The organism is Geobacillus sp. CCR (genome assembly GCF_052906625.1).
This window is the reverse complement of sequence record NZ_JBREBQ010000002.1, coordinates 142,905-156,647: the sequence shown is the minus strand read 5'-3', so window position 1 is coordinate 156,647 and position 13,743 is coordinate 142,905. Positions and strand designations below refer to the sequence as shown.

Sequence of the window (13,743 nt, the reverse complement as noted above, 5' to 3'; positions counted from 1 at the left end):
GCAGGGGGATGGCTGTTGCAAGAGCAACAAATCCTCGCCCTTGACGGACGCACGTTCATTAAAGGAGTGTGCTTGGCGGTCATTTTTCATAATGAGGAAACATTGTACACGGTCGTCCGCGTGCGCGTTGAGGAAACGAACGAAGCGCCCGTTGAGGAGGAAGTCGTCGTCACCGGCTATTTTCCGCGTTTAAACGAAGGGGACGTCTACATCTTTTACGGACAATTCCGCCAACATCCGCGTTTTGGCCGCCAATATGCGGCTAGTCAGTTCCGCAAACAGCTTCCGAACACGAAAGAAGGAGTCATTCATTATTTATCGAGCGGTTTGTTTAAAGGAATCGGCAAAAAAACGGCTGCGGCGATTGTCGAGACGCTCGGCGAAAACGCGATCGCCGCGATTTTGCGCGACCCCAGGGCGCTAGAGCGTGTGCCGAAGCTGACGAAAAAAAAGGCGAAGCAGCTGTACGATGCGCTTCGCGCCCACGAAGGGCTTGAGCAAACGATGATCGCCCTCGCCCAGCTCGGTTTTGGCCCGCAGCTGGCCATGAAAATTTACCAAGCGTATGGCGAAGAAGCGGTTGACATCATCCACGAGAACCCGTACCAGCTCGTTGAGGATATCGAAGGGATCGGCTTTGGCCGCGCTGATGAAATCGGGCGCCAGCTCGGCATTTCCGGCAGCCATCCGGCCCGGCTGCGCGCCGCCTCGTTGTTTGTTCTTGAACAGGCGTGCTTGCAGGAAGGGCACGTTTATTTGCGCGAGGAAGAGCTGATGGAGCGCATCGGGGAGCTGCTTGACGGAAGGCTGAGCGGTGCGGTGGATGGACGAGCGATCAGCCAAACGCTTCTGATGTTAAGCGAAGAAGGGAAGCTGATCGCCGAGCAAGGGCGTTATTATCTCCCTTCCCTTTACTTCGCCGAGAAAGGGATCGTCTCCAACATTAAGCGGCTGCTCGGGCAGACGCCGCCGTCGGCGTTTGCCGAGTCGGAGTTTTTGCTGGCGCTTGGGGCGCTTGAGGAACGGCTTGGCATGCAATATGCCCCCCAGCAAAGGGAAGCGATCCAACAAGCGCTTTCTTCGCCGCTGTTTATTTTGACCGGCGGTCCGGGAACGGGGAAAACGACGGTCATCAAAGGCATCGTCGAGCTGTTTGCCGCCCTAAACGGCCTGTCTCTTGACCCGGCTGACTACAAACAAGGCGAGCCGTTTCCGGTGCTGCTGGCCGCACCGACCGGCCGAGCGGCGAAGCGGATGAGCGAGGCGACCGGGCTGCCGGCGGCGACGATCCACCGCTTGCTCGGCTGGAATGGGGCGGAAGGGTTCAGCCGCGACGAGAACGAACCGATTTCCGGCAAGCTGCTTGTCATCGATGAGATGTCGATGGTCGACACGTGGCTCGCCAACCAGCTGTTAAAAGCCGTGCCAAACGGCATGCAAGTCATTTTTGTCGGCGATGAGGATCAATTGCCATCCGTCGGGCCAGGGCAAGTGCTGAAAGACTTGCTCTCTTCAGGCGTCATTCCGTTCGCTCGGTTGACCGAGGTGTATCGCCAGGCGGAAGGATCATCGATCATCGAGCTTGCTCATGAGATGAAGCGCGGCGTCGTGCCGGACGATTTGACCGCTCCGAAGGCAGACCGTTCATTCATCCGCTGCCGTGCGGGCCAGGTCGTCGATGTCGTGCGGCAAATCGCGGACAACGCGCGCAAAAAAGGGTTTTCCGTCAAAGATATTCAAGTGCTCGCCCCGATGTACCGTGGTCCAGCGGGCATTGACCAATTGAACAAAGCGCTTCAAGAGCTGTTCAACCCGCCGGCTGAGGGGAAGCGGGAGCTGTCGGTCGGTGAGGTCGTCTACCGCGTCGGCGATAAGGTGCTGCAGCTCGTCAATCAACCGGAAGACAATGTGTTTAACGGCGACATCGGCGAAATCGTTGCCATTTTTTACGCCAAAGAAAATATCGAAAAGCAAGACTTGCTCGTCGTCTCGTTTGATGGCATTGAAGTGACGTACACACGGCAAGATTTAGGACAAATCACCCATGCGTACTGCTGTTCGGTTCATAAGGCGCAAGGAAGCGAGTTTCCAATCGTCATTTTGCCCGTCGTCAAAAGCTATTACCGGATGTTGAAACGGAATTTGTTGTATACTGCGGTGACAAGAAGCAAGCAGTTTCTCGTTTTATGCGGGGAAGAGGAAGCGTTTCGATTCGGCGTCGCAAAACAAAGCGACGGAGCGCGCCAGACGGCGCTCGCTGAGAAGCTGGCGGGGGCGGCGGCGCCGTTTGTCGAGGTCGAACTGCCGTTTGAAGAGGCGAACATGGGGATGGAAAACGTTACGCCGTATGACTTTATGGGCGATGAGCCAAGCTAAAGGTGGCTGGAAAGGTGGGAGAACGATGCGGACGTTTTCCGACATCAAGGGCCTTCCCATTTATGAACAAACGACGGGAAAAATGGTCGGAACGATCGCTGACATTTGGTTTACCAGCCACGGCGCGGTCAAAGGGCTTGTCGCGGAACAGGGCGGTTTGTTCGGCCGCCGCCGCTATTTGCCGCTTTCAGCCGTGCAGTCGTTCGAAAACGACCGAGTCATCATCTGTGATGCCGATAGCTTCCAGCCGTTTCCTTCTCCTGACAGCGGCCACTCTCTTTACGGCGAACGCGGCCTCGCCGGCAGCATGGTTGTCGCCGCGGACGGAACAACGATCGGACTGTTGGATGACGTATATTTTGACGGGCAATTGGGCAAAATTGACGGATACGAGATCAGCGAGGGATTTTTTTCCGATTTGACCGAAGGAAAGAAACGAATGGAGCTCGCTCCGTTCACCGCCAGAGAAGGCGTGGTCACCGTGGAAACAACGATGTAAGGAGAGTGGCTGTCCATGCTCATTTGCCCGAATTGCAAACGAAAAAATTTAGGGAAAATCGGCGTCAACCAGTACTACTGCTGGGATTGCTTTATTGAGCTGTCCGTCTCGAAAGGGATGATCCACGCCCATCAAGTGGAAGAAGACGGAACGTTGAGTTCTCTTGACGACTTGTTTGACGACCACGAACGCACGATCCAATTTTAGGGGGGACACGCATGAACCGGATGATGACGTCGCTGTTAGCAGTCGGATTAGGCGTCGCCGCTTATCAGCTCGCCCAACGAAACGATTGGATGAACGGTCGCACGATGCGGAGGATGCGCCGCCGCTTGATGCAAGCGATCCGCTGACGGCGCTCGCCCTCGCCTTTGCGCGGGGGCGTCGCCTTGTGGCTGTCAAATAGTGCTAAAAGCGGTGAAGGCATATTTCCCGCCGCATCTCCTACACTAAACGGTAGGAGGTGTGGCGATGGGCGAGCAACAATGGCTGTCGTTCTTTCGCATCGGAAAATGGCTGCTCATGACGGCAATCATCTATTTGATCGTTCGGATGAAAGACGTTTGGCGGCCGGTCATTGATTTTATCGCAACGGTGTTGACGCCGTTTTTGCTGGCGTCGTTTATTACGTATTTGCTCTACCCGCTTGTGGAATCCATCCATCGCAAAGGAATGCCGCGCGCCCTTGCCATTTTGTTGATTTATTTGTTGTTTTTCGGTTTGGTCGGCTACGGCTTGTACCGCGGCGTGCCGCTATTCATCGCCCAGTTGCGTGAACTGGATGAACAGCTGCCGTCTTTGATGAATACATACCGCCAATGGGTGCGCCACATCCACGACGAGACGTCGAATTGGCCGCTTGAGGTGCACACGCGCATCGAAGCGATGTTTGCCGAGATCGAGCAGGCAGCGGCGGCCGCCGTCGCGATGGCGATCAACGCCGCCAAATCGTTCATCGGTTCGGCGGCGACGCTGTTGATCATTCCGTTTATCGTCTTCTATATGTTAAAAGACATCGATGTGTTGAAAAAAGCGATTTGGTACATGACACCGAAGCGGTGGCGTGGGCCGGGGATGACGTTTTTGAAGGATGTCGATGAATCGCTCGGCGGCTACATTCGCGGCCAGCTGTTCGTCTGTGCGGCGATCGGTCTGGCAGCGGCGCTCGGCTTGTGGCTTGCCGGCATGGATTATCCGCTGTTGCTCGGCTTTGTCATTGGCGTGACGAACATCATCCCGTATTTTGGCCCGCTGATCGGCGCCGTTCCAGCGGTCATTTTGGCTGCCACCGTCTCGCTGAAAATGGTCGTGATCGTGCTTGTCATCATTTTTACCTTGCAGTTTTTAGAAGGGAACATCTTGTCGCCGTTGATCGTCGGCAAAAGCGTGCATATGCATCCGCTTGTCATTATGCTCGCCCTCTTTGCCGGCGGCGAGCTCGCCGGCGTGCTCGGCCTCATTCTCGCCGTTCCGACGGCGGCGGTGCTGAAAGTGGCCATCGCCCATTGGAAAGAGCATTATGCTTCGCATTGACAAATGCTCTCTGCTTGTCTATAATCTTTCAATGAAAAAAGCGAATACATAACGCGATGACGGATCGAGTATGTTGCAGTCCATCTTAACGCGCGAGCTCGCGCACAGAGAGGAATTTCCGCGGCTGAAAGAAATTCCAGATGAAGGGCAACAGAAGGCTAATCCGGAGCGCAGGCAAAACCTGACGCAAGGCTGCGTTACGGCCAAAGAGGTGATGGGCGTTTTTTGCCCATAAACAGGGTGGTACCGCGAGCATAACTCTCGTCCCTGCAGGGGATGGGAGTTTTTTTATATAAAAGGCGAAAGGGGAGGATCATCATGAAAAAGCTGACATCCGCCCAAGTGCGGCGCATGTTTTTAGAGTTTTTCCAAGAAAAAGGCCATGCGGTTGAGCCGAGCGCATCGCTCATTCCGGTCGACGACCCGTCGCTGTTGTGGATCAACAGCGGCGTCGCGACGTTGAAAAAATACTTTGACGGGCGCATCGTTCCGGAAAACCCGCGCATTTGCAACGCGCAAAAATCGATCCGCACCAACGACATCGAAAACGTCGGGAAAACGGCGCGCCACCATACGTTTTTTGAAATGCTCGGCAACTTTTCGATCGGCGATTACTTCAAGCGGGAAGCGATCCATTGGGCATGGGAGTTTTTGACGAGCGACAAATGGATCGGTTTTGATCCGGAACGGTTGTCCGTCACCGTCCATCCGGAAGACGAGGAAGCGTACAACATTTGGCGCAACGAAATCGGCTTGCCGGAAGAGCGGATCATTCGCCTTGAAGGCAACTTCTGGGACATCGGCGAAGGCCCGAGCGGTCCGAACACGGAAATCTTTTACGACCGCGGCGAAGCGTTCGGCAACGACCCGAACGATCCGGAGCTGTACCCAGGCGGGGAAAATGACCGCTATTTAGAAGTATGGAACCTTGTCTTTTCGCAGTTTAACCATAACCCGGACGGCACGTACACGCCGCTGCCGAAGAAAAACATCGACACCGGCATGGGCTTGGAGCGGATGTGCTCGATTTTGCAAGACGTGCCGACGAACTTTGAAACCGACTTGTTCCTGCCGATCATCCGCGCGACCGAGCAGATCGCCGGCGAGCGGTATGGCGAAGATCCGGACAAAGACGTCGCCTTTAAGGTGATCGCCGACCATATTCGAGCCGTGACGTTCGCGATCGGCGACGGGGCGCTGCCGTCAAATGAGGGCCGCGGTTATGTGCTGCGCCGCCTGCTCCGCCGCGCGGTGCGCTATGCGAAACATATCGGCATTGACCGTCCGTTTATGTACGAACTCGTCCCGGTCGTCGGCGAGATTATGCACGACTACTATCCGGAGGTGAAAGAAAAAGCCGATTTCATCGCCCGCGTCATCCGGACGGAAGAAGAACGGTTCCATGAAACGCTCCATGAAGGGCTCGCCATATTGGCGGAGGTGATCGAAAAGGCGAAAGAGCAAGGAAGCGACGTCATTCCGGGCGAGGAAGCGTTCCGCCTGTATGATACGTACGGCTTTCCGATCGAGCTGACGGAAGAGTACGCCGCTGAAGCGGGCATGACGGTCGACCATGCCGGATTTGAGCGCGAGATGGAGCGGCAACGCGAACGGGCGCGCGCGGCCCGGCAAGATGTCGATTCGATGCAAGTCCAAGGCGGAGTGCTCGGTGACATTAAAGATGAAAGCCGGTTTGTCGGCTACGATGAGCTTGTTGCTGCATCGACGGTCATCGCCATCGTCAAAGACGGGCGGCTTGTCGAGGAAGTGAAAGCCGGCGAAGAGGCGCAAATCATCGTCGATGTGACGCCATTTTACGCCGAAAGCGGCGGACAAATCGCTGACCAAGGCGTGTTTGAAAGCGAAACAGGAACAGCGGTCGTCAAAGATGTGCAAAAAGCGCCGAACGGCCAACATCTTCATGCGATCATCGTCGAACGCGGAACGGTGAAAAAAGGATCCCGCTATACGGCGCGCGTCGATGAAGCAAAGCGGATGCGCATCGTAAAAAACCATACGGCGACCCATTTGCTCCATCAAGCGCTAAAAGACGTGCTCGGCCGCCATGTCAACCAAGCGGGGTCGCTTGTCGCCCCGGACCGGCTTCGTTTTGACTTCACCCATTTTGGGCAAGTGAAGCCAGAGGAGCTCGAGCGCATCGAAGCCATCGTCAACGAACAAATTTGGAAAAGCCTCCCGGTTGACATTTTTTATAAACCGCTCGAGGAAGCGAAAGCGATGGGCGCGATGGCGCTGTTTGGCGAAAAATACGGCGACATCGTCCGCGTCGTCAAAGTCGGCGACTACAGCCTCGAGCTGTGCGGCGGCTGCCATGTGCCCAACACATCAGCCATCGGGTTGTTTAAAATCGTCTCCGAGTCCGGCATCGGCGCCGGCACGCGCCGGATTGAAGCGGTGACCGGGGAAGCGGCATACCGCTTTATGAGCGAACAGCTTGCTATTTTGCAAGAGGCGGCGCAAAAACTGAAAACAAGCCCGAAAGAATTGAATGCGCGTCTTGACGGACTGTTTGCCGAGCTGAAAGAGCTCGAGCGCGAAAATGAATCGCTTGCTGCCCGCCTCGCCCATATGGAAGCTGAGCACCTCACCCGTCAAGTGAAAGATGTAAACGGCGTGCCGGTGTTGGCGGCAAAAGTGCAGGCCAATGACATGAATCAACTGCGGGCCATGGCTGATGATTTGAAACAAAAGCTCGGCACGGCGGTCATCGTGTTGGCGTCCGTCCAGGGCGGAAAAGTGCAACTGATTGCCGCAGTAACGGACGATTTGGTGAAAAAAGGATTCCATGCCGGCAAGCTGGTGAAAGAAGTAGCGTCGCGTTGCGGTGGGGGCGGCGGCGGGCGCCCGGATTTGGCGCAAGCTGGCGGCAAGGACCCAAGCAAGGTCGGCGAAGCGCTCGGTTATGTCGAAACATGGGTGAAATCCGTTTCCTAATTGGCGCGGATCGTGTACAATGGATGTAAAAGGACGGGGTGCCTGAATAAGGAGCGAGGTGGAAACGGTGAGCTCGTTTGACCAAACGATGCAGTTTCATTTTTCCGAGGAGCCGGCCGAGACGAACGTTCGCGAAGTGTTGTTGACGGTGTATGGCGCCTTGCAGGAAAAAGGCTACAATCCGATCAACCAAATTGTCGGCTACTTGTTGTCCGGCGACCCAGCTTACATTCCGCGCCATAAAGATGCGCGTGCGCTCATCCGCAAAATTGAACGCGACGAATTAATCGAGGAATTGGTGAAATTCTATTTACAGGGGCAACGAAAGGATTAACCTGATGCGGACGCTAGGATTAGATTTGGGAACGAAAACGCTCGGCGTTGCCGTTAGCGACGAACTCGGCCTTACAGCGCAAGGATTGGAGACGATCGCCATTGATACGGAGCGCGGCGACTACGGCTTAAAGCGGCTGCGCGCCATCATCGATGAGTACGGCGTCGATACGATTGTCGTCGGGTGGCCGAAAAACATGAACGGCACGCTCGGGCCGCGCGCTGAGGCAAGCGAGCGGTTCGCCGCCAAATTGCGAGAGGAGTTTTCTTTGCCCGTTGTGCTTTGGGATGAACGGCTGTCGACGATGGCCGCCGAACGGATGTTGATCGCTGCCGACGTCAGCCGGAAAAAGCGGCGGAAAGTGATCGACAAAATGGCGGCGGCCGTCATTTTGCAGTCATATTTGGACAGTAAACGATAAATTGGAGGAGAAAACATGGAACACGGAGACCGTCATATTACCGTTGTCGACGAACATGGCAACGAGCAGCTGTGCGAAATTTTGTTTACGTTTGAATCGGATGATTTCGGCAAATCGTATGTGTTTTACTATCCGGTCGGCGTCGAGGCGGAAGATGAGAACGGCGAGACGGAAGTGCACGTTTCCGCCTTCATCCCTGGGGATGAGAACAAAGAAGGCGAACTGCTCCCAATCGAGACGGAAGAAGAGTGGGACATGATCGAAGAAGTATGGAATACGTTTTGCGCTGAACAGGAAGAGGAAGACGACGAATAACGGACAGCAGAGGGGGGCCAAAAGGATCGGGGCCCCTTTTCTTATTGCCGTATTATGCGCTGAGAAACGATAAGTTGTGTTCCATGCAATGGTTCAGACATCTTCTTGTTTGTCCGACAAATGTTGCGAAGGGCTTCGATTGACCGGCGCGTTTCCTCCCCTGGCTTTGCATTTTTTGACCGTCAAGGGCGAAAAATGCGGAACTTTGTAGTATAATATGGCCGGGTGAAAGGAGGACAAAGATGAAACAGAACGATTTTAGGGCGCCAGAGGCGCGGCTTGTGCGGAAAATCGTCTTGATTGTCTGTGCTGTTCTGCTGGCGGCGTTTGTCATTGCCGGCGCCAGCAGTTTCTTATACATCCGTTCAGCGCTTAAGCCCGTCGACCCGAATGACCGCACCCCGGTCCATGTCTCGATTCCGATCGGTTCATCGGCGGCGACGATTGCCGAGCAGCTCGAACAAAAGCGGCTCATTAAAAGCGCGGCCGTGTTTCGCTTATATGTCCGCTGGAAAAATGAATCCGGCTTCCAGGCTGGGGAGTATGAGTTGACGCGGGCGATGCCAATGGCGCGCATCATTGAGCTGTTAAAAACGGGGAAATCGCTAAAAATCGGATTGAAGCTGACCGTTCCGGAAGGGTCGCAATTGGTGCAAATCGCTGACCTCATTGCTGCGAAAACAGGGTACAAACAAGAACAAATTATGAAATTGCTTAACGATCGCGCGTATATCGAACGGCTGATGAAAATGCACCCGGATTTGTTGACTGATGATATTTTTCGGAAAGGCATCCGCTATCCGCTGGAAGGCTACTTGTTCCCGGCGACGTATGTGTTTGCTGACGAAAAGCCGCCGCTCTCAGAGATCATTGAGGCGATGGTGGCGAAAACGGCAGCTGTGCTTGACACATATAAGGCAGCGATGAAAGAAAAGAACATGTCGCCGCATCAGCTGTTGACGATGTCGTCGCTCATTGAGGAAGAGGCGACGGAAAAAGCTGACCGCCAAAAAATCGCCAGCGTGTTTTACAATCGGCTGCACCGCGGCATGCCGCTTCAAACCGACCCGACCGTTTTGTACGCCCTTGGCGAACATAAAGAGCGTGTGTTGTATAAAGATTTGCAGGTCAATTCGCCGTACAACACGTACATTCATAAAGGGCTGCCGCCGGGGCCGATCGCCAACGCCGGCGTAATGTCGATCGAAGCGGCGCTTGAACCGGCGGCGACCGACTATTTATACTTTTTGGCGACACCGGGCGGCGAGGTCATTTTTACGAAAACGTTGGCCGAGCATAACCGGGAAAAGGCGAAGCATATTGGAAAACAATAGGTCAAAACGGAAGGTAATGGCCGGTGGGGTGAAACGGCTTCGCTTTTCCGCTGTTTTATGGTAGTATAGTTGAACAGACCAACGATAAGAGTCCTTTGCGGCTCTTATTTTTCATGACGACAAAGCGCAAATGCCGGGTTGTATATAGATGCAATTTGAAGCTTTACCATTTGTAGTTTTTCCCGAGTATTTGATCGACTGTCGGGCGACCGAACAACGCCGCTTCCAGACCCATATATGGGTCTGTGAAGCAGGCCGGTTGTTCGGTCTTCCGTCACGCCAAGGCGTGACGGAGGCAAGCCACAGGCTTGCCTCCGTCAGTCGAAAATGGGCAAACCGCTTTTCCGTCAAGGATATATTAAACTTCTTCGTTGCATCTATATAGTTCAACTTTGGCGAGCGCTTTTCAGTTTGCTGACGGCAGGGAGGAATTCCTCTTGCTTTCCAATGACATTGTTTCGTACTTGCAAAAGCTGCGTCCGGCGCCGGATGAGGACATTGAGGAGATGGAGCAGTACGCCTATCGGCACCGCATACCGATCATGGATCCGGTGAGCGTCGAAGTGCTGTTATTCATCTTGAAGCTGATCAGGCCGCGCCGCATTTTGGAAATCGGCACGGCGATCGGCTATTCGGCGATCCGGATGGCAAAGGCGCTGCCGGATGCGCGCATTGTGACGATCGAAAAAGACCGGGAGCGGTATGAGCGCGCCCGTTTTTACATCGAAAAGACGAACACCAAGCGGCAAATCGAGGCGGTGTTGGGCGATGCGCTCGCGGTCGAGGCCGGTGTGGCGGCCGCCGCGCCGTTTGATGTGCTGTTTATTGATGCCGCCAAAGGGCAATATGAGCGCTTTTTTACGCTCTATGAGCCGTTTGTGGCTGCAGGCGGCCTCATCATCAGCGACAACGTCTTGTTTAAGGGGCTCGTCGCCGCCGAAGCGCCGGCGGACAATCGACGGCTTTGGAACATCGCCCGAAAAATTCGCCGCTACAATGAGTGGCTCATGAGTCGAAGCGGTTATGATACGGTCATCATTCCGGTCGGCGATGGGCTCGCCATATCGAAAAAACGAGGTGAAGAACAGTGAAAAAACCCGAATTGCTCGTGACGCCGACGAGCGTTGCCCATATCGACGAGCTGGCTGAAGCCGGAGCGGACGCGGTCATCATTGGCGAGCAGCGCTACGGTTTGCGGCTTGCCGGCGAATTTTCCCGCCATGATGTCGCTGCCGCCGTCAAAGCCGCCCACCGGCGCGGCATGAACGTGTATGTGGCGATGAACGCCATTTTCCATAACGATAAAGTGGACGAGCTTGGCGACTACGTCGCGTTTTTGGCTGATGTCGGCGCCGATGCCATCGTCTTCGGCGATCCCGCGGTGCTCTTGACTGTCCGAGAAACGGCGCCGCACATGAAGCTCCACTGGAGCACGGAGACGACAGCGACGAACTGGTATGCGTGCAACTATTGGGGCCGGAAAGGGGCGAAGCGCGCCGTCTTGGCCCGCGAGTTGAACATGGACGCCATTTTGGAAATCAAAGCCCATGCCGAAGTGGAAATCGAGGTGCAAGTGCACGGCGCGATGTGCATGTACCAATCGAAGCGCTCGCTGATCGGCAGCTATTTTGAATATCAAGGGAAAGTGATGGAAGTTGAACGGAAGAAGTACGAAAAAGGGATGTTTCTTTACGACAAAGAGCGCGACAACAAATATCCGATTTTTGAAGACGAAAACGGCACGCATATTATGAGCCCGAACGATGTTTGCATGATCGATGAGCTCGGCGACATGGTCGAGGCCGGCATCGACAGCTTTAAAATTGACGGGATTTTGCACGAGCCGCGCTACATTACCGAAGTGACGAAGCTGTACCGCCGCGCCATCGATTTATGCGCCGATGACCGCGAGCGGTACGAACGGGAAAAAGAGGAGCTGCTTGCGGCCGTTGAAGCGCTTCAGCCGCCGCATCGCCGCATCGACACCGGATTTTTCTTCAAAGAGACCATTTATTGAGAAAAGGAGGGAAGCAGCATGCTTTTAAAAAATGATCGCATCTCCGAAATCATTGACGGCAAGCGCGTCATTGTGAAAAAGCCAGAGCTGCTCGCCCCGGCCGGCAACTTGGAAAAACTGAAAATCGCCGTCCATTACGGCGCAGACGCCGTCTTTATCGGAGGCCAAGAGTACAGCTTGCGCGCCAACGCCGACAACTTTACGATCGAGGAAATTCGCGAAGGGGTCGAATTTGCCAATCGATACGGAGCCAAAGTATACGTAACGGCCAATATTTACGCCCATAACGAAAACATCCCTGGCCTTGATGACTATTTGCGGGCGCTTGAAGATGCCGGTGTTTGCGGCATCATCGTCGCCGACCCGCTCATCATCGAAACGGCGCGCCGGGTGGCGCCGAAGCTTGAAGTGCATTTAAGCACGCAGCAATCGCTTACCAACTGGAAAGCGGTCCAATTTTGGAAAGAGGAAGGGCTCGAGCGGGTTGTGCTCGCTCGTGAAGTGGGCGCAGAAGAAATCCGGCAGATCAAAGAGAAAGTCGATATTGAAATCGAGGCGTTCATCCATGGGGCGATGTGTTCCGCCTACTCCGGCCGCTGTGTATTGAGCAACCATATGACGGCGCGCGACTCAAACCGCGGCGGATGCTGCCAGTCGTGCCGCTGGGATTACGATTTGTATCAGCTCTCGGACGGCCGGGAAATTCCGTTGTTTGAAAAAGGGGACGCTCCGTTTGCGATGAGCGCGAAAGATTTGAACTTAATCCGCGCCATTCCGGTGATGATCGAATTGGGTGTGGATAGCTTGAAAATTGAAGGGCGGATGAAATCGATCCATTACGTGGCGACGGTTGTCAGTGTCTACCGGAAAGTCATTGATGCCTACTGCGCTGACCCAGACCATTTCACGATCCGCGAAGAGTGGGTGCGGGAGCTGGAGAAATGCGCCAACCGCGAGACGGCGCCGTCGTTCTTTGACGGCTTCCCGGATTATACGAACCATATGTACGGGACGCACAGCCGGAAAACGACGCATGAATTCGCCGGTTTGGTGCTTGGCTATGACCCGGAGACGGGCATCGCCACCGTCCAGCAGCGCAACCATTTCCGCCCGGGCGATGAAGTCGAATTTTTCGGTCCGGAAATTGAAAACTTCACCCAAGTGATTGAGAAAATTTGGGACGAAGACGGCAACGAGCTTGATGCGGCGCGCCATCCGCTGCAAATCGTGAAGTTTAAGGTCAAGCGCCCTCTCTTCCCGTACAACATGATGAGAAAGGAGAATTAAGATGGGGAAGAAGCCCGTTGTCATCGGCGTCGCCGGCGGCTCCGGCTCGGGGAAGACGAGCGTCGCCCGCGCGATTTACGACCATTTCGGCGACCGCTCGATCCTTGTTTTGGAGCAAGACTTTTACTATAAAGATCAAAGCCATCTTCCGTTTGAAGAGCGGCTGAAGACGAACTATGACCATCCGCTGGCGTTTGACAACGATTTGTTGATTGAGCATATTCATAAGCTGCTTCGCTATGAGCCGATTGACAAGCCGGTGTACGATTATACGCTGCACACTCGCTCAAGCGACGTCATTCGCGTGGAGCCAAAGGATGTCATCATCGTGGAGGGCATTCTTGTCTTGGAGGATGAGCGACTCCGCAATTTAATGGACATTAAAGTATATGTCGACACCGACCCGGACATCCGCATCATCCGCCGTCTCATCCGCGATATTAAAGAGCGCGGCCGCACGTTCGATTCGGTCATCGAGCAATATTTGTCCGTCGTCCGGCCGATGCACAACCAGTTTGTCGAACCGACGAAGCGCTACGCGGATGTGATCATTCCGGAAGGCGGACAGAACGTCGTCGCCATCGATTTAATGGTGGCAAAAATTCGCACAGTTCTTGAACAAAAAGCGGTTTTGTAATAACATAACAGAGACAAAACAATATATTATATAAC

14 protein-coding genes and 1 other annotated feature are annotated in these 13,743 nt (G+C 54.6%); all 14 genes read left to right on the top strand.

What is annotated here, in order from left to right:
- Positions 1-15: 15 nt before the first annotated feature.
- Entirely contained in the window at positions 16-2,376 is a 2,361-nt protein-coding gene (recD2, locus tag ACVBDQ_RS02065) for an SF1B family DNA helicase RecD2 (RefSeq protein ID WP_011232038.1), read from the top strand.
- A gap of 25 nt (positions 2,377-2,401) precedes the next feature.
- Complete coding sequence (locus tag ACVBDQ_RS02060; RefSeq protein ID WP_011232037.1) at positions 2,402-2,875, top strand: PRC-barrel domain-containing protein; 474 nt, start codon at positions 2,402-2,404, stop codon at positions 2,873-2,875.
- A 15-nt stretch (positions 2,876-2,890) separates the two neighbouring features.
- Complete coding sequence (locus ACVBDQ_RS02055; RefSeq protein ID WP_008881018.1) at positions 2,891-3,082, top strand: hypothetical protein; 192 nt, start codon at positions 2,891-2,893, stop codon at positions 3,080-3,082.
- An 11-nt stretch (positions 3,083-3,093) separates the two neighbouring features.
- A complete protein-coding gene (locus tag ACVBDQ_RS02050; protein ID WP_013144658.1) occupies positions 3,094-3,228 on the top strand; it encodes a YrzQ family protein in 135 nt (44 codons plus the stop codon).
- Between the two features lie 118 nt (positions 3,229-3,346).
- A complete protein-coding gene (locus tag ACVBDQ_RS02045) occupies positions 3,347-4,408 on the top strand; it encodes an AI-2E family transporter (RefSeq protein ID WP_021321998.1) in 1,062 nt (353 codons plus the stop codon).
- Positions 4,409-4,455: 47 nt separating this feature from the next.
- Positions 4,456-4,680: a binding site (T-box leader), on the top strand.
- Between the two features lie 46 nt (positions 4,681-4,726).
- Positions 4,727-7,363: an alanine--tRNA ligase gene (alaS, locus tag ACVBDQ_RS02040; protein WP_023634609.1), complete on the top strand. Its 2,637-nt coding sequence runs from the start codon at positions 4,727-4,729 to the stop codon at positions 7,361-7,363.
- A 67-nt stretch (positions 7,364-7,430) separates the two neighbouring features.
- Positions 7,431-7,697 carry an IreB family regulatory phosphoprotein gene (locus ACVBDQ_RS02035; protein ID WP_011232033.1) on the top strand — a complete coding sequence of 89 codons (267 nt, stop codon included), beginning with the start codon at positions 7,431-7,433 and terminating at the stop codon, positions 7,695-7,697.
- Between the two features lie 4 nt (positions 7,698-7,701).
- Positions 7,702-8,118: a Holliday junction resolvase RuvX gene (gene ruvX / locus ACVBDQ_RS02030; RefSeq protein ID WP_011232032.1), complete on the top strand. Its 417-nt coding sequence runs from the start codon at positions 7,702-7,704 to the stop codon at positions 8,116-8,118.
- A 15-nt stretch (positions 8,119-8,133) separates the two neighbouring features.
- The gene (locus ACVBDQ_RS02025; RefSeq protein WP_011232031.1) at positions 8,134-8,433 is read left to right on the top strand and encodes a DUF1292 domain-containing protein; all 300 of its coding nucleotides are present in this window, start codon (positions 8,134-8,136) and stop codon (positions 8,431-8,433) included.
- Positions 8,434-8,675: 242 nt separating this feature from the next.
- The gene (gene mltG, locus ACVBDQ_RS02020; RefSeq protein WP_081130658.1) at positions 8,676-9,767 is read left to right on the top strand and encodes an endolytic transglycosylase MltG; all 1,092 of its coding nucleotides are present in this window, start codon (positions 8,676-8,678) and stop codon (positions 9,765-9,767) included.
- A 437-nt stretch (positions 9,768-10,204) separates the two neighbouring features.
- Positions 10,205-10,858 carry an O-methyltransferase gene (locus tag ACVBDQ_RS02015; protein WP_014196397.1) on the top strand — a complete coding sequence of 218 codons (654 nt, stop codon included), beginning with the start codon at positions 10,205-10,207 and terminating at the stop codon, positions 10,856-10,858.
- Positions 10,855-11,784 (top strand): peptidase U32 family protein, encoded by a 930-nt coding sequence (locus ACVBDQ_RS02010; protein WP_011232028.1) that lies wholly within the window; start codon positions 10,855-10,857, stop codon positions 11,782-11,784. The genes ACVBDQ_RS02015 and ACVBDQ_RS02010 overlap by 4 nt, the downstream gene beginning before the upstream one ends.
- A gap of 18 nt (positions 11,785-11,802) precedes the next feature.
- A complete protein-coding gene (locus ACVBDQ_RS02005; RefSeq protein WP_011232027.1) occupies positions 11,803-13,071 on the top strand; it encodes a peptidase U32 family protein in 1,269 nt (422 codons plus the stop codon).
- A gap of 1 nt (position 13,072) precedes the next feature.
- Complete coding sequence (gene udk / locus ACVBDQ_RS02000; protein WP_011232026.1) at positions 13,073-13,708, top strand: uridine kinase; 636 nt, start codon at positions 13,073-13,075, stop codon at positions 13,706-13,708.
- The last annotated feature ends 35 nt before the right edge of the window (positions 13,709-13,743 follow it).